This is a genomic window from Cupriavidus plantarum, assembly GCF_905397285.1.
GTDB classification, from domain to species: domain Bacteria; phylum Pseudomonadota; class Gammaproteobacteria; order Burkholderiales; family Burkholderiaceae; genus Cupriavidus; species Cupriavidus plantarum.
Genome location: NZ_CAJPUX010000001.1, coordinates 38,696 through 53,322 on the forward strand (window position 1 = coordinate 38,696; position 14,627 = coordinate 53,322).

Consider the following 14,627-nt stretch of genomic DNA (forward strand, 5'->3'; position numbering starts at 1 on the left):
CCCGGAAACCCCATTACAATTTCGTCCACCGTCACCCGCACGCCGGCCGCCATGTCGCATTTTCCCAAGCTGCTCTCCTCGCAGATTGCCTATGACGTGGCGCGGGCGATGCTGGACGGCTTCGACCGGCATTACCGGCTGTTCCGCGATGTGGCCAAGGACGCAAAGGTCCGGTTTGAAGCCGGCGACTGGCACGCGCTGCAGCGGCTGCAGCGCGACCGCATCGCGTTCTACCATGCGCGGGTGGGCGAGACGATCGCACAGCTCGTGGACGAATTCGACGCGGAGACGATCGGCGACGAGATCTGGCAGCAGATCAAGCTGCATTACATCGGCCTGCTCACGCGGCATCATCAGCCCGAGCTCGCCGAGACGTTCTTCAATTCGGTCTGCACGCGCATCCTGCACCGTTCGTACTTCAACAACGACTTCATCTTCCTGCGCCCGGCGATCTCCACCGAGTATCTGGAGAACGAGGAAGCGCCCGGCCTCGCGCCATTCCGGCCGACCTACCGTGCCTACTACCCGGGCTCGCGCGAGGGCATGGCCGCCTGCTTCGAACGCATCGTCCACAACTTCCAGCTCGACGTCCCGTTCGAGGACCTGTCCCGCGATATTGGCTACGTGCTGCGCGCGATCGAGGCGCATCACGGCGAATTTCGCATCGCGCCGAATTTCCAGGTGCATACGCTCTCGTCGCTGTTCTTCCGCAACAAGTCGGCATTCATCGTCGGCCGCATGGTCAACGGCGACCGTACCTATCCGCTCGTGATCCCGATCGTGCATGGCGAGTCGGGCCGGCTGGTGCTCGACACGGTGCTGCTGAGCGCCTCGCAGATCCTCGTCCTGTTCTCGTTCGCGCATGCGTACTTCATGGTCGATATGGAGATTCCGTCCGCCTACGTGACCTTCCTGCGCGACCTGATGCCGCGCAAGCCGCGCGGGGAAATCTATAGCGCGCTGGGTTTGCACAAGCAGGGCAAGAACCTCTTCTACCGCGACTTCCTGCATCATCTGCAGCATTCGTCGGACCGCTTCGTCGTGGCGCCCGGCATTCGCGGGCTCGTCATGCTCGTGTTCACGCTGCCATCGTATCCGTACGTGTTCAAGGTGATTCGCGATACCATCCCGGCGCCGAAGGAAACGACGCGCGAACTCGTCCGGGACAAGTACCAGCTGGTCAAGCAGCACGACCGTGTGGGCCGCATGGCCGACACGCTCGAGTATTCGAATGTCGCGTTTCCGCGCTCGCGCTTCGACGAGGCGCTGCTGCGCGAACTGGAACGCGAAGTGCCGTCGATGATCGAATACCAGCGCGCGCGCGACGGCGGGGAAGAAGTGGTGCTGCGGCACGTCTACATCGAGCGCCGCATGACGCCGCTGAACCTGTGGCTGCAGGAAGGCACCGATGAGCAGGTCGATCACGGGATCGCCGAATACGGTAATGCGGTCAAGGAACTGATGGCCGCGAACATCTTTCCGGGCGACATGCTGTACAAGAACTTCGGCGTGACGCGGCACGGTCGTGTGGTGTTCTACGACTACGACGAAGTGGAATACCTGACGGATTGCAACTTCCGCCGCGTGCCGGCGCCGCGCAACGAGGAAGAGGAGATGTCTGGCGAGCCGTGGTATAGCGTGGGCCCGCACGACGTGTTTCCGGAAACGTTTCGCACGTTCCTGCTCGGCGATACGCGCGTGCGCGACGCATTTATGCGGCATCATCCAGATTTTTTCGACGCTGCCATGTGGCAGGGTCACAAGGACCGGCTGCTGGCCGGACATGTTTATGACTTTTTTGCCTACCAGACTCAAGAACGATTCAGCCAACGCTATGGCCAGGGCGCCCCATGCAGCCTGGGCGACCCCCATCCACAGCAACCGCAGCCAAGGAGAGCGGCATGAGTGACGCGATCGCCCAACTGTTCCGCAACAACCGTGACTGGGTGGACCGCGTCAATGCGGAAGACCCGCAGTTCTTCACGCGGCTGGCCAACCAGCAGGCGCCCGAGTACCTGTGGATCGGCTGCTCCGACTCGCGCGTGCCCGCCAACCAGATTCTCGGCCTGGCCCCGGGCGAAGTGTTCGTCCACCGCAATATCGCCAACGTGATCTCGCACAGCGACCTGAACGCGCTGTCGGTGATCCAGTTCGCGGTCGAGGTGCTCAAGGTGCGCCACATCACCGTGGTCGGCCACTATGGCTGCGGCGGCGTGAAGGTCGCGCTCAAGCGCGAGCGTATCGGCCTGGCCGACAACTGGCTGCGTCATGTTCGCGACGTCGCCGACAAGCACGACGCCTATCTGGGCACGCTGCTGCGCGAGGAAGACGCGCATACGCGCCTGTGCGAGCTCAACGTCATCGAGCAGGTCAACAACCTGTGCCAGACCACCGTGCTGCAGGATGCATGGGCGCGCGGCCAGGCGGTGACCGTGCACGGCTGGGTCTACGGCGTGTCCGACGGGCTGCTGCGCGACCTTGGCGTGGCCGCCAGCAACAACGACGAGCTCAACGAACAGATCTCGGCGGTCTATCGCCAGTACGGCGATCCTCCTCACGTGGCGGTTCGCTGACCGCCCGCATTCCGACAACAGGAGACACGACATGCTAGACCCAATCGTCATCGTATCGGCCGCGCGCACCCCCATGGGCGCGTTCCAGGGGGAACTGTCGGCGCTGACCGCGCCGCAGCTCGGCGCCGCGGCGATTCGCGCCGCCGTGGAGCGCGCGGGCCTCAAGCCCGAGCAGGTGGAGGAGGTAGTGTTCGGCTGCGTGCTGCCGGCGGGCCAGGGCCAGGCGCCCGCGCGCCAGGCCGCGCTGGGCGCCGGCCTGCCCCTCGGTGTGGCCTGCACGACGGTGAACAAGATGTGCGGGTCTGGCATGCGTGCCGCGATGACCGTATTCGATGGCCTGCTGGCGGGCTCGTTCGACATCGCGGTGGCCGGCGGCATGGAGAGCATGACCAACGCGCCGTACCTGATTCCGAAAGGCCGGGGCGGTTATCGCATCGGCCACGGCATGATCTACGACCACATGATGCTCGACGGTCTGGAAGATGCCTATGACAAGGGCCGCGCGATGGGCACGTTCGGCGAGGACTGCGCGGCCAAGTACGCATTCACGCGCGCGGCGCAGGACCAGTTCGCGATCGAATCGGTGCAGCGCGCGCAGCAGGCCGCCGCCAATGGCGACTTCCAGTGGGAAATCGCCGCCGTGACGGTGCCCGCGAAGGGCGGCGACGTGACGATCGACAGCGACGAAGGTCCGCGCCGCATCAAGACGGAGAAGATCCCGTCGCTGAAGCCGGCATTCGCGAAGGACGGCACCATCACCGCCGCGTCGTCGTCGTCCATCAACGACGGCGCCGCCGCGCTCGTGATGATGCGCGAGTCCACGGCAAAGTCGCTGGGGTTGCAGCCCATCGCCCGCATGCTCGGCCATACCTCGCATGCGCAGGCGCCGGGCTGGTTCACGACGGCACCGGTGGAGGCGATCGCCAAGCTGTACCGCAAGCTCGACTGGACCACCGACAGCGTGGACCTGTTCGAGATCAACGAGGCGTTCGCGGTGGTGCCGATGGCCGCGATGCACGAACACCGCATTCCCCGCGAGAAGGTCAACATCCACGGCGGCGCATGCGCGCTGGGCCATCCGATCGGGGCGTCGGGCGCGCGCATCCTCACGACGCTGATCGGCGCGCTGCGCAAGACCGGCGGCAAGCGCGGCGTCGCGACGCTGTGCATCGGCGGCGGCGAAGCCACCGCCGTCGGCATCGAGATGGTCTGACGCCATGCCCACCGTACTCGTCCTCGGCGCGTCTCGCGGCATCGGCCTCGAATTCGTGCGTCAGTATCGCGGCGACGGCTGGCGCGTGATCGCCACCGCCCGGCGCGACGAAGACCTCGCCGCGCTGCGCGATCTCGGCGCGGAAACGCACAAGCTCGACGTCACCGACCCCGGTGCGGTGGCGGGCCTCGGGTGGAAGCTCGACGGCGAGGCGCTGGACGTGGCGATCTACAACGCTGGCGTGATGAGCCCGCGCACGCAGGGCGCGCAGCCGGTCACGCCGCAGGACTTCGATACCGTGATGCACGTCAATGTGCTCGGCGCGATGATGGCGCTGCCGATGGTGCTGCCAAGCGTAGAGACGGGCAATGGCGGCCGCGGCGGCGTGCTCGCGGTGCTGTCGTCGCGCATGGGCAGCATCGGCGGGATGGAGGCGAACAGCGCGTGGCTGTATCGCGTGAGCAAGGCCGCGCTCAACGCGGTGTTGCGCGCGGTGTCCATCGACGCGAAGCATGCCACCTGCCTCGCTTTCCATCCGGGCTGGGTGCAGACCGACATGGGTGGCGGCAACGCCGACGTGACGCCGCACGACAGCGTGGCGGGCATGCGCCGGATGATCGCATCGGCCACGCGCAAGCATCACGGCAGCTTCCATAACTACGACGGCACCACGCTGCCATGGTGACGCCCGCGGGCGCATGGCAGGGGTAGGGGATACGACATGCTGCTGAGCACCGAACAGGAAATGATCCGCGACGCCGTGCGGCAGTTCGCGCAGGAGGTGATCGCGCCGCAGGCCGCGCAATGGGATCGCGAGAAGACGTTCCCGCATGCGGTGCACAAGGAGTTGGCCGCGCTCGGCGCGTACGGCGTGGCCGTGCCCGAGGAATACGGCGGCGCGGGCCTCGATTATCTGTCGCTGGCGCTGATCCTCGAGGAGATCGCGGCGGGCGATGGCGGCACATCGACCGTCATCAGCGTGAACAACTGCCCCGTCTGCAGCATGCTGATGGCCTTCGCGAACGATGTCCAGAAGCAGCAGTGGCTCGCGCCACTGGCGCGCGGCGAGATGCTCGGCGCGTTCTGCCTGACCGAGCCGCATGTGGGCTCGGACGCATCGGCGCTGCGGACCACGGCGACGCGCGATGGCGACCATTACGTGATCAACGGCGTGAAGCAGTTCATCACGAGCGGCAAGCACGCGGACGTGGCCATTGTGCTCGCGGTCACCGACAAGGCGGCCGGCAAGCGCGGCATCAGCGCGTTCGTGGTGCCGACGTCGACGCCGGGCTACGTGGTCGCGCGGCTGGAAGACAAGCTCGGCCAGCATTCGTCGGACACCGCGCAGATCGTCTTCGAAAACTGCCGCGTGCCGGCCGCGAACCTGCTCGGCGAGGAGGGGGAAGGCTATCGCATGGCGCTGTCCGGCCTCGAAGGCGGGCGCATCGGCATCGCGTCGCAGAGCGTCGGGATGGCGCGCGCGGCGTTCGAGGCGGCGCTGGCCTACGCGAAGGAACGGGAGAGCTTCGGCCAGCCGCTTTTCGCGCATCAGGCGGTGCAGTTCCGGCTCGCGGACATGGCCACGCGCATCGACGTCGCGCGCCAGATGGTCTGGCACGCCGCCGCGCTGCGCGACGCGGGCAAGCCATGCCTGAAAGAAGCCGCGATGGCCAAATTGTTCGCCAGCGAGATGGCCGAGCGGGTATGCTCGGATGCCATCCAGGTGTTCGGTGGCTATGGTTACGTGAACGATTTCCCGGTGGAACGGATCTATCGGGACGTGCGCGTGTGCCAGATCTACGAAGGCACCAGCGACATCCAGAAGATACTGATTGCGCGCGCGCTCGCATGAGGCGCGCGGTAGTGGTTACACGCCCATCGTTACCCTGACCCACGGAGCCCCCCAGCCATGACCGCACCGATCGACTTCTACTTCGACTTCTCCTCGCCCTACGGCTACTTCGCGAGCACCTGCATCGACGATATCGCGCAGAAGTACGGGCGGTATGTCGCGTGGCATCCGATCCTGCTGGGCGTTGTGTTCAAGACGACCGGGTCGGCGCCGCTGCCGAGCATTCCGCTCAAGGGCGAATACTGCTGGCGCGATTTCGAGCGCACCGCGCAGTACCATGGCATCGACTACAAGCGCCCGTCGCACTTTCCGCTGCCGACGCAGCATGCGGCGCGCGCGATGCTGTGGCTGCAGAATCATCGCGGCGCCGATCTCGCGACGGCGTTCGGCAAGGCCGTCTACCGTGCGTTGTTCGCGGAAGACGTGAACATCGCGGAGCCGGCCGAGATCGCCCGCATCGCCGAGTCGCTCGGCATCGACGGCAACGAACTCAATGAAGGGGCGTCGAGCTACCAGATCAAGGACCAGCTGAAAGCCGAAGTCGACGTGGCGCTGGCCAAGGGAGTGTTCGGCTCGCCGTTCGTGATCGTCGACGGCGAACCGTTCTGGGGCTTCGACCGCTTCGATCAGGTGGAAGAGCACCTGAAGGCGCTGGCGAAAGGTCGCCTGACCGAGTTGCGCGCCGTGCCCGACATCAACAAGGAAAAGAAACCCGCATGACTGCTGTACAGAAAGCCTCCTCCCGTTTCGACTGCGTGATCTTCGATTGCGACGGCGTCCTCGTCGACAGCGAGCCGCTCGTGCATCGGCTGCTCAACCAGATGCTGAATGAACTGGGCATCGAGATCACGCTCGAGGAGTCCGTGCGCTGGTTTCTCGGCCGCACGGTGCGCGAGGAACTGCCCGAGATCGAACGGCGGCGCGGCGCCCCGCTGCCGGAGAACTGGCTGTCGACCTGGCTCGCGCGCCGCAATGCGATGCTGGAGGCGGAGGTCGAGGCCATTCCGCACGTGCGGGAAGCGATCGCCGCGATTGCCGCCACGGGCATGCCGATCTGCGTGGCCTCGGGCGCGGACCGCGTCAAGGTCAAGCTGCAGCTGACGCGCACGGGACTCGTGGAGCTGTTCCGGCAGGACGACCGCGAGCACATTTTCTCCTCGACGGAAGTCGAGCGCAGCAAGCCCGCGCCGGATGTGTATCTGCTGGCCGCGCGCACGATGGGTGTCGATCCGTCGCGCTGCGCGGTCGTCGAGGACAGCCCGGCGGGCATTACCGCTGGCGTGGCCGCGGGCATGACGGTGTTCGGCTATGCAGCGCGCAACGACGCGGCGATGCTGCGCGAGGCCGGCGCGTCGACCACGTTCACGGACATGCGCGCACTGCCGGAGCTCGTTGCATGAGCGCGCGCCAGAAGGCGTCCAACGGTTCCGGCGCGAACGCGTGTCCGTGCGGGCATGCGAGCTATGCGGGATGCTGCGGACGCTTTCATCGCGGCGAGGCATCGCCGCCCACGGCCGAGGCGCTGATGCGGTCGCGCTACAGCGCCTACGTGCTCGGGCTCGCGGACTGGCTGCGCCAGACCTGGCACGCGAGTACGTGCCCGGCGGATGTGTCGCCCGACGCGGGCACGCGCTGGCTCGGCCTGACGGTCAAGGCGCACGCGCAGCAGGACGATACGCACGCGACGGTGGAGTTCGTCGCACGTTACAAGATCGGCGGGCGCGCGTGGCGCCTGCACGAGCGCAGCCGCTTCGTGTTCGAGTCGCGCGAACCGGGTGAAGCCGCGCGGTGGCTCTACGTCGACGGCGACATGCTGGGCGAGGCCGCCTGACGGCGATATCAAAAAGAAACGACAGGAAGAGACGAGAGGAAAGCGCATGCCCACGCTGGAAACCAAACTCAACGTGCGTTCGGAAGCCTTCAAGGCGAATGCCGATGCCATGCAGGCGCTCGTGGCGGACCTGAAGGCGAAGATCGCGGGACTGGCGCAGGGCGGCGGTGAGGACGCCCGCGCGAAGCACCTGTCGCGCGGCAAGCTCCTGCCGCGCGATCGCGTGCAGCAACTGCTGGACCCCGGCACGCCGTTCCTCGAGTTCTCGCAACTCGCGGCCTACGGCATGTATGACGACGCGGCGCCGGGCGCGGGCATCATCACGGGCATTGGACGCGTGGCCGGGCAGGAATGCGTGATCGTCTGCAACGACGCGACGGTCAAGGGCGGCACCTACTACCCGATGACCGTCAAGAAGCACGTGCGCGCGCAGGAGATTGCGGAGCAGAACCATCTGCCCTGCATCTACCTCGTGGACTCGGGCGGGGCGAACCTGCCGAACCAGGATGACGTGTTTCCGGACCGCGATCACTTCGGCCGCATCTTCTACAACCAGGCGAACCTGTCGAAGCAGGGCATTCCGCAGATCGCCGTGGTGATGGGCTCGTGCACGGCGGGCGGCGCATACGTGCCGGCCATGAGCGACGAGTCCATCATCGTCAAGAATCAGGGCACGATCTTCCTCGGCGGCCCGCCGCTGGTGAAGGCGGCCACGGGCGAGGAGGTCAGCGCGGAAGACCTCGGCGGCGCGGACGTGCACACGCGGCTCTCCGGCGTGGCCGACTACTTCGCACAGAACGATGCGCATGCGCTCTCGCTCGCGCGCAATATCGTGCAGCACCTCAATCGCCGCAAACCGGACCAGATCCGCCTGCACGAGCCCGTGCCGCCACGCTACCCGGTGGAAGAGCTGTACGGCGTGATCCCGACCGACACGCGCAAGCCGTACGACGTGCGCGAGGTCATCGCGCGCATCGTGGACGACTCCGAGTTCGACGAGTTCAAGGCGCGCTACGGCACGACGCTCGTCTGCGGTTTCGCGCGCATCTGGGGCTACCCCGTCGGCATCATCGCGAACAACGGCATCCTGTTCTCGGAGTCCGCGCTCAAGGGCGCGCATTTCATCGAGCTGTGCTGCCAGCGCAAGATTCCGCTCGTGTTCCTTCAGAACATCACGGGCTTTATGGTCGGCCGCAAATACGAGAACGAAGGCATCGCGCGCAATGGCGCGAAGATGGTGACGGCAGTGGCCACGGCGCAGGTTCCCAAGTTCACGATAATCATCGGCGGCTCTTTCGGCGCCGGCAACTACGGCATGTGCGGTCGCGCGTATTCGCCGCGCTTCCTGTGGATGTGGCCAAACGCGCGGATCTCGGTGATGGGCGGCGAGCAGGCCGCGAGCGTGCTGGCCACGGTGCGGCGCGACGGCATCGAGGGCCGTGGCGGCCAGTGGAGCGCGGAGGAGGAAGAAGCCTTCAAGGCGCCGATCCGCGACCAGTACGAGCTGCAGGGCCATCCGTATTACGCGAGCGCGCGGCTGTGGGACGACGGCGTGATCGACCCCGCGCAGACGCGCACGGTACTCGGCCTTGGCCTCTCGGCCAGCCTCAACGCGCCGATCGACGACATGAAGTTCGGCGTGTTCCGGATGTGAGGCCGAGCGGAATCCTTCGATGTCTTTCGTGTTTCGTGGCCTCGCGCGGATGATGGCGCGAGCGTTCGTGTCGGTAGCGGTGTCGGCGGCAGCGGTGGCGGTGCCGGGAATGGCAACGTCCGCGCATGCGCAGACCGCGCTGCCGCCGCGTGTGACCGAGCAGGTGGTGATGGTGCCGAAGGTCGGCACGCTGTTCACGGTGGAGCTGGAGACGACGATCTTCCGGCCGCCGGGCGAGGGGCCGTTTCCGCTCGTCGTCATCAGCCACGGCAAGGCGCCCGGCAAGCCCGCTTTCCAGGGCCGCGCGCGCTTCGCGGCGCAGAGCGCCGAGTTCCTGAAGCGCGGTTACGTGGTCGCGCTGCCGATGCGGCAGGGGTTCTCGCGCTCGGGCGGCATGTATATCGGGGGCGGCTGCAACGTACAGGCCAACGGCCTCGTGCAGGCGGAAGATCTCGTGGCCGCGCTCGACTACCTGACGCGCCAGTCGTATGTCGATGCGGAGCGCATCGTGATGATCGGCCAGTCGCATGGCGGGCTGTCTACGATGGCGTTCAACGCGATCGGCTATCCAGGTGTGCGTGGCGTGATCAATTTCGCGGGCGGCCTGCGCAACGAAAGCTGCGATGGCTGGGAGAACAATCTCGTGGACGCCTTTGCCGACTACGGCCGCACCGCGCGGTATCCGTCGCTGTGGATCTACGGCAGCAACGACAGCTTCTGGCCCTGGCCGCTGCCCGAGAAGATGTTCAACAGCTACAAGTCCACCGTGAGCGGCTCGGCCATGGACGCGACCTTCGTCGATGTCGGGGACTTCGAGTTCGATTCGCACCGGCTGTTCAGCAGCCGCAACGGCATTCGTGTGTGGCTCCCGCCCGTGGAAGCATTTCTGCGCCGCGTGGGCATGCCCGCCGAGTGACCTCATCCCTCTATCTGGAGCCCGCATGAACTTCACCACGCTTACCGTCACCGTCGCGTCGCACGTCGCCACGGTCACGCTGAACCGGCCCGACGTGCGCAATGCCTTCAACGAGACCGTGATCGCGGAACTCACCGGCGCCTTCCGCGCGCTCGGCGATACGCCCGACGTGCGCGCGATCGTGCTGGCGGGCAATGGCCCGGCGTTCTGCGCGGGCGCCGACCTGAACTGGATGAAGAAGATGGCGGGCTACTCGGACGACGAGAACCGTGCCGACGCCCTGACCCTCGCGCAGATGCTGCACACGATCTGGGCCTGCCCCAAGCCCGTGATCGCGCGCGTGCATGGCGACACGTACGCCGGCGGCGTGGGTCTCGTCGCGGCGTGCGACATCGTCGTGGCGGCGCAGCCTGTGCAGTTCTGCCTGTCCGAGGCGCGCCTCGGCCTGATGCCCGCGACGATCAGCCCTTACGTGATCCGCGCGATGGGGGAGCAGGCGTCGCGCCGCTACTTCATCACGGCCGAACGGTTCGATGCCGCCGAAGCGCTGCGGCTCGGCTTCGTCCATGCGGTGGCGGCGCCCGATGCGCTCGACGCCAGGGTCGCCGAGATCGCGGGTGCGCTGGTGGCCAACAGCCCCAACGCCGTGCGGGAGAGCAAGCGGCTCGTGCAGGACGTGGCCGGCGCGCCCATCGACGACGATCTGCTCGCGCTGACGGCGGACCGCATCGCGCAGATCCGGTCGTCGGAAGAAGGGCGCGAAGGCGTGCGCTCGTTCCTCGAAAAGCGGGCGCCCGCATGGCGTCCCGCTTGAGCGCGGCAATGCGAGTGCACAGCGACGCATCGGGTTTTTGGCGCTTTTCCGGCGAAAAGCCCGCAGAACGCGCGCGCTTGGCCAGCGCGGGGCTGCGTAGGCGCCCAATATCGCGCAACTCCCGGCAACATGACGCTAACTCGCCGGCCGGCCTTGGTTTGCCAAGACCCTGCTAACGTCCCTACCATGAGGCTCCCCAATCCGCCCGCTCATCCCGCCCCGGCCAGCTCCGTCCGGCCCGGCGCGCATGCGGGCGGCCAACGTAGCAGGAGGGTCCTCTTGGAACACCAGTCCCCCCCGGCCGGACTTGCCGCCCGTAGCGCGCGTGCCGTGTGGCACCCGTGCACGCGCCTGCGGCCCGACGGCAATATTCCGCCGCTCGCGATCGCGCGCGGCGAAGGGCCATGGCTCATCGATGCCAATGGCCAGCGTTATTTCGACGCCATCAGCTCCTGGTGGGTGAATCTGTTCGGCCATGCCAACCCGGCCATCAATGCCGCGCTGGTCGATCAGCTCCAGACGCTCGAGCACGTGATGCTCGCGGGCTGCACGCACGAGCCCGCCGTCGCGCTCGCGGAGCGGCTGTCGGCTTTGACTGGCGGCGCGCTCGGTCATGCGTTCTACGCGTCCGATGGCGCGTCTGCCGTGGAGATCGCGCTCAAGATGAGCTTCCACTACTGGCGCAACACGGGCCTCTCCGCCAAGCGCGAGTTCGTGTGCCTGCGCGACGGTTACCACGGCGAAACGGTCGGCGCGCTCGCGGTGACCGATCTCGAGGTCTTTCGCGATGCGTACGACCCGCTGACGCGCCGCGCGCATGTGGTGATGTCGCCCGACGCGCGGCAGGTCCGCCGGGGCGAGACCGCCGCCGACGTGGCCGCGCGCGCGCTGGACGAGCTGGAAGCGTTGCTGCGCGAGCGCGCCGGGCAAATCGCCGCGCTGATCGTCGAGCCGCTCGTGCAGTGCGCGGCCGGCATGGCGATGTACGACCCGTCGTACCTCGAAGGGGCGCGCGCGCTGTGCGATCGCTATCGCGTGCACCTGATCGCGGACGAGATTGCCGTCGGCTGCGGCCGCACGGGGACGTTCTTCGCGTGGGAGCAGTCGCGTTCGGGTTCGCAGGCGGATGACCCCGCCCGTGACGCCACTCATGCGGCCTCCGGCGCGGAGCCACTGCCCGCCCATGCGTGGCCCGACTTCCTGTGCCTGTCCAAGGGCATCAGCGGCGGATATCTGCCGCTGTCGCTCGTGCTGTCGCGCCCCGAGATCCAGCGCGCGTTCGTATCGGACGACCTTGCACGCAGCTTCCTCCATTCGCATTCGTACACGGGCAACCCGCTCGCGTGCCGTGCGGCGCTGGCCACGCTCGACCTGTTCGAGCAGGACGGCGTGCTGGCGCGCAACCGCGAGCGCGCGCAGTGGCTTGCGGAAGCCTTCACGCCGCTGGCGGCCGACGCGCGCCTGCGCAACGCGCGTCAGCAAGGCATGATCTGGGCCGCCGATATCGACGCGGCCGCGGCGGGCACCGACTTCGCGGTGCGCTTCCACCGCGCGGCACTCGCGCGTGGCGTGCTGGTCCGCCCGATCGGCCATACGCTCTACGTCATGCCGCCGTACGTGTTCGATGCCGCGCAGGCGCGCTGGCTTGGCGAACAACTGCTGGCCACCCTCGACGAGGTGTCCGCCCATGTGACCGAACCCGAACCGGAGGTGCGCCGTGTTGCTTGATCATCTGAAACGCGCGGCCGCCGAACGCGAGGCCCAGGCGCTGACGCGCCGCCGCCGCATTGCCCACACGGCATGCGCGCCGCATCAATCGGTCGGCCCGCTGGGCGAGACGCCGGCCTCGCTGCTGACGTTCTGCAGCAACGACTACCTTGGCCTCGCCGATCACCACGCGCTCGCGGAAGCGATGGCCGATGGCGCGCGCCGCTATGGCGCGGGCAGCGGCGCGTCGCACCTTGTCAGCGGGCATTCGATCGCGCATGCGCAGCTGGAGGAGCGTCTGGCGCAATGGCTCGCGCCTTCCATTCCGAACGCGCGCGCGCTGTACTTCTGCACGGGCTACATGGCGAATCTCGCGGTGCTCACCGCCCTTGGCTCGGCCGGTGCGACGCTGTTCTGCGAATCGCTGAACCATGCATCGCTGATCGACGGGGCGCGTCTCGCCAAGGCCGATGTCGTGCGCTATCCGCATGGCGATGTGGCCGCGCTCGGCGACCAGCTCGCCGAGAGCAAGAGCGCGCTGAAGCTGATCGTCACCGACAGCGTGTTCAGCATGGACGGCGACATTGCACCGCTGTCGGCGCTGCTCGCCCTCGCGGAAACGCATGACGCGTGGCTGATCCTCGACGATGCGCATGGCTTCGGCGTGCTCGGTGAGCAGGGCCACGGCGTGCTCGAGCATCTGGGCCTCGTGTCCGAGCGGCTGATTTATCTCGGCACGCTCGGCAAGGCCGCGGGCGTGGCGGGTGCCTTCGTCGCCGCGCATGAATTGATCATCGAGCATCTGATCAACACGGCACGCCCGTACATCTACACGACGGCCGCGCCGCCCGCCGTCGCGCATGCGTTGCTGACGAGCCTGGACCTGATCGAAGGCGATGAAGGGCACGTCCGGCGCGCGCACCTGGCGCGGCTCATCGCGCAATTGCGCGAAGGCCTTGGCGCGCTGGCCGCGCAGGCGGGCTGGGAGCTGGGCGACAGCGACACGGCGATCCAACCCCTGATCGTGCGCGACAACGCGCTCTCGCTGGCGCTCTCCGCCGCGCTGGAGGCCGAAGGCATTCGCGTGGGCGCGATTCGCCCGCCGACCGTCGCGGCCGGCACCGCGCGCCTGCGCATCACGCTGTCGGCGTCGCATACCGAGGGCGACGTCCACCGGCTGCTCGATGCCCTGACGCGCGCGACGGCGCCGTTCACGCAGCGCGATAGCGCCAGCATCGATTGCAAGGAGGCCGCCTGATGTCGCAAACGAACGTGACGTCGCAAACGAAGGAACGCAACGCCGCATTGCGTCCCGAACGCGTGGCCTGCTTCGTCACTGGCACCGACACCGGCGTGGGCAAGACGCACGCGAGCGCCACGCTGCTGCATGCATTGCATCACGGCGGCTACAGCACCACGGGCATGAAGCCGGTGGCGAGCGGCGGCGAATGGCTCGACGAGCGCTGGCAGAACGACGACGTCGAACAGCTGCGCGCGGCCGGCTCGGTCATCGCGCCGCAGGAAGAGATGTGTCCGTTCCTGATGCGCATGCCCGTATCGCCGCATCTGGCCGCCGCGATGGAAGGGATGCGCATCGCGCCCGAACCGATCCTCGATGCCTTCCACGCGCTGCAAGGCCGTGCCGATGCGGTCGTCGTCGAGGGCGTCGGCGGCTTCCAGGTGCCGCTCGATGTGGGCGCCGCGCGCTGGAGCACCGCGGACCTCGCGGTCATGCTGGGCCTGCCTGTCGTGATGGTCGTCGGCGTACGCCTCGGCTGCCTGAGCCACGCGATGCTCACCGCGGAATCGATCCGCGCGCGCGGGCTGCGGCTTGCGGGCTGGATCGCCAATCGCATCGATCCGGACATGCTGCTGCCCGACGAGAACATCGTCACGCTGATTGACATGCTCGGCGCGCTCGGCGTGCCCCTTCTCGGCCAGCTGCCGTGGCAGGTCGCACCGGCCATTGCCGCGAGCCAGATCGATCTCGGCCCGCTCTATGCGACCATTCGCGATATGGAACGCATGGGCCAGCCGTCCACCACCGAATACGAAAACTGAAACGAT

At 67.3% G+C, this 14,627-nt stretch carries 14 protein-coding genes; all 14 read left to right on the top strand.

Annotated features, from left to right (window positions below; genetic code table 11):
- Window positions 1-51: 51 nt before the first annotated feature.
- The 14 genes from aceK to bioD all read left to right on the top strand — a co-directional run bounded on the left by aceK (window position 52) and on the right by bioD (window position 14,621).
- A complete protein-coding gene (gene aceK, locus KHP16_RS00210) occupies window positions 52-1,905 on the top strand; it encodes a bifunctional isocitrate dehydrogenase kinase/phosphatase (RefSeq protein WP_115953913.1) in 1,854 nt (617 codons plus the stop codon).
- Complete coding sequence (gene can / locus KHP16_RS00215; protein ID WP_109582361.1) at window positions 1,902-2,573, top strand: carbonate dehydratase; 672 nt, start codon at window positions 1,902-1,904, stop codon at window positions 2,571-2,573. Before aceK ends, can begins: the two co-directional genes overlap by 4 nt.
- Window positions 2,574-2,604: 31 nt before the next feature.
- Window positions 2,605-3,786, top strand: a complete 1,182-nt coding sequence (locus tag KHP16_RS00220; RefSeq protein WP_211959403.1) for an acetyl-CoA C-acetyltransferase — start codon at window positions 2,605-2,607, stop codon at window positions 3,784-3,786.
- Window positions 3,787-3,790: 4 nt separating this feature from the next.
- The gene (locus tag KHP16_RS00225; protein WP_115953911.1) at window positions 3,791-4,471 is read left to right on the top strand and encodes an SDR family oxidoreductase; all 681 of its coding nucleotides are present in this window, start codon (window positions 3,791-3,793) and stop codon (window positions 4,469-4,471) included.
- Window positions 4,472-4,507: 36 nt separating this feature from the next.
- Window positions 4,508-5,638: an acyl-CoA dehydrogenase family protein gene (locus KHP16_RS00230; protein ID WP_211959404.1), complete on the top strand. Its 1,131-nt coding sequence runs from the start codon at window positions 4,508-4,510 to the stop codon at window positions 5,636-5,638.
- Between the two features lie 57 nt (window positions 5,639-5,695).
- The gene (locus KHP16_RS00235; protein WP_109582357.1) at window positions 5,696-6,358 is read left to right on the top strand and encodes a 2-hydroxychromene-2-carboxylate isomerase; all 663 of its coding nucleotides are present in this window, start codon (window positions 5,696-5,698) and stop codon (window positions 6,356-6,358) included.
- The gene (locus tag KHP16_RS00240; protein ID WP_109582356.1) at window positions 6,355-7,038 is read left to right on the top strand and encodes an HAD family hydrolase; all 684 of its coding nucleotides are present in this window, start codon (window positions 6,355-6,357) and stop codon (window positions 7,036-7,038) included. Before KHP16_RS00235 ends, KHP16_RS00240 begins: the two co-directional genes overlap by 4 nt.
- Window positions 7,035-7,469 carry a YchJ family metal-binding protein gene (locus KHP16_RS00245; protein WP_109582355.1) on the top strand — a complete coding sequence of 145 codons (435 nt, stop codon included), beginning with the start codon at window positions 7,035-7,037 and terminating at the stop codon, window positions 7,467-7,469. The genes KHP16_RS00240 and KHP16_RS00245 overlap by 4 nt, the downstream gene beginning before the upstream one ends.
- Before the next feature lie 46 nt (window positions 7,470-7,515).
- A complete protein-coding gene (locus KHP16_RS00250) occupies window positions 7,516-9,123 on the top strand; it encodes a carboxyl transferase domain-containing protein (protein WP_211959405.1) in 1,608 nt (535 codons plus the stop codon).
- 49 nt (window positions 9,124-9,172) lie between these two features.
- Entirely contained in the window at window positions 9,173-10,039 is an 867-nt protein-coding gene (locus tag KHP16_RS00255; protein ID WP_109582811.1) for a dienelactone hydrolase family protein, read from the top strand.
- A gap of 25 nt (window positions 10,040-10,064) precedes the next feature.
- The gene (locus tag KHP16_RS00260) at window positions 10,065-10,853 is read left to right on the top strand and encodes an enoyl-CoA hydratase/isomerase family protein (RefSeq protein WP_115953907.1); all 789 of its coding nucleotides are present in this window, start codon (window positions 10,065-10,067) and stop codon (window positions 10,851-10,853) included.
- A gap of 279 nt (window positions 10,854-11,132) precedes the next feature.
- Window positions 11,133-12,581, top strand: a complete 1,449-nt coding sequence (locus KHP16_RS00265; protein WP_415831310.1) for an aspartate aminotransferase family protein — start codon at window positions 11,133-11,135, stop codon at window positions 12,579-12,581.
- On the top strand, window positions 12,571-13,818 hold the full coding sequence (bioF, locus tag KHP16_RS00270; protein WP_179592668.1) for an 8-amino-7-oxononanoate synthase: 1,248 nt from the start codon (window positions 12,571-12,573) through the stop codon (window positions 13,816-13,818). The genes KHP16_RS00265 and bioF overlap by 11 nt, the downstream gene beginning before the upstream one ends.
- Window positions 13,818-14,621: a dethiobiotin synthase gene (gene bioD, locus KHP16_RS00275; RefSeq protein ID WP_211959406.1), complete on the top strand. Its 804-nt coding sequence runs from the start codon at window positions 13,818-13,820 to the stop codon at window positions 14,619-14,621. The genes bioF and bioD overlap by 1 nt, the downstream gene beginning before the upstream one ends.
- Window positions 14,622-14,627: the final 6 nt, after the last annotated feature.

Coding starts and splice junctions, on each gene's coding strand:
- bioD (WP_211959406.1), top strand. CDS start 13,818: ATGTCGCAAACGAACGTGACGTCGCAAACGAAGGAACGCAACGCCGCA.
- KHP16_RS00230 (WP_211959404.1), top strand. CDS start 4,508: ATGCTGCTGAGCACCGAACAGGAAATGATCCGCGACGCCGTGCGGCAG.
- aceK (WP_115953913.1), top strand. CDS start 52: ATGTCGCATTTTCCCAAGCTGCTCTCCTCGCAGATTGCCTATGACGTG.
- KHP16_RS00220 (WP_211959403.1), top strand. CDS start 2,605: ATGCTAGACCCAATCGTCATCGTATCGGCCGCGCGCACCCCCATGGGC.
- KHP16_RS00225 (WP_115953911.1), top strand. CDS start 3,791: ATGCCCACCGTACTCGTCCTCGGCGCGTCTCGCGGCATCGGCCTCGAA.
- KHP16_RS00250 (WP_211959405.1), top strand. CDS start 7,516: ATGCCCACGCTGGAAACCAAACTCAACGTGCGTTCGGAAGCCTTCAAG.
- can (WP_109582361.1), top strand. CDS start 1,902: ATGAGTGACGCGATCGCCCAACTGTTCCGCAACAACCGTGACTGGGTG.
- KHP16_RS00235 (WP_109582357.1), top strand. CDS start 5,696: ATGACCGCACCGATCGACTTCTACTTCGACTTCTCCTCGCCCTACGGC.
- KHP16_RS00255 (WP_109582811.1), top strand. CDS start 9,173: ATGATGGCGCGAGCGTTCGTGTCGGTAGCGGTGTCGGCGGCAGCGGTG.
- KHP16_RS00245 (WP_109582355.1), top strand. CDS start 7,035: ATGAGCGCGCGCCAGAAGGCGTCCAACGGTTCCGGCGCGAACGCGTGT.
- KHP16_RS00260 (WP_115953907.1), top strand. CDS start 10,065: ATGAACTTCACCACGCTTACCGTCACCGTCGCGTCGCACGTCGCCACG.
- KHP16_RS00240 (WP_109582356.1), top strand. CDS start 6,355: ATGACTGCTGTACAGAAAGCCTCCTCCCGTTTCGACTGCGTGATCTTC.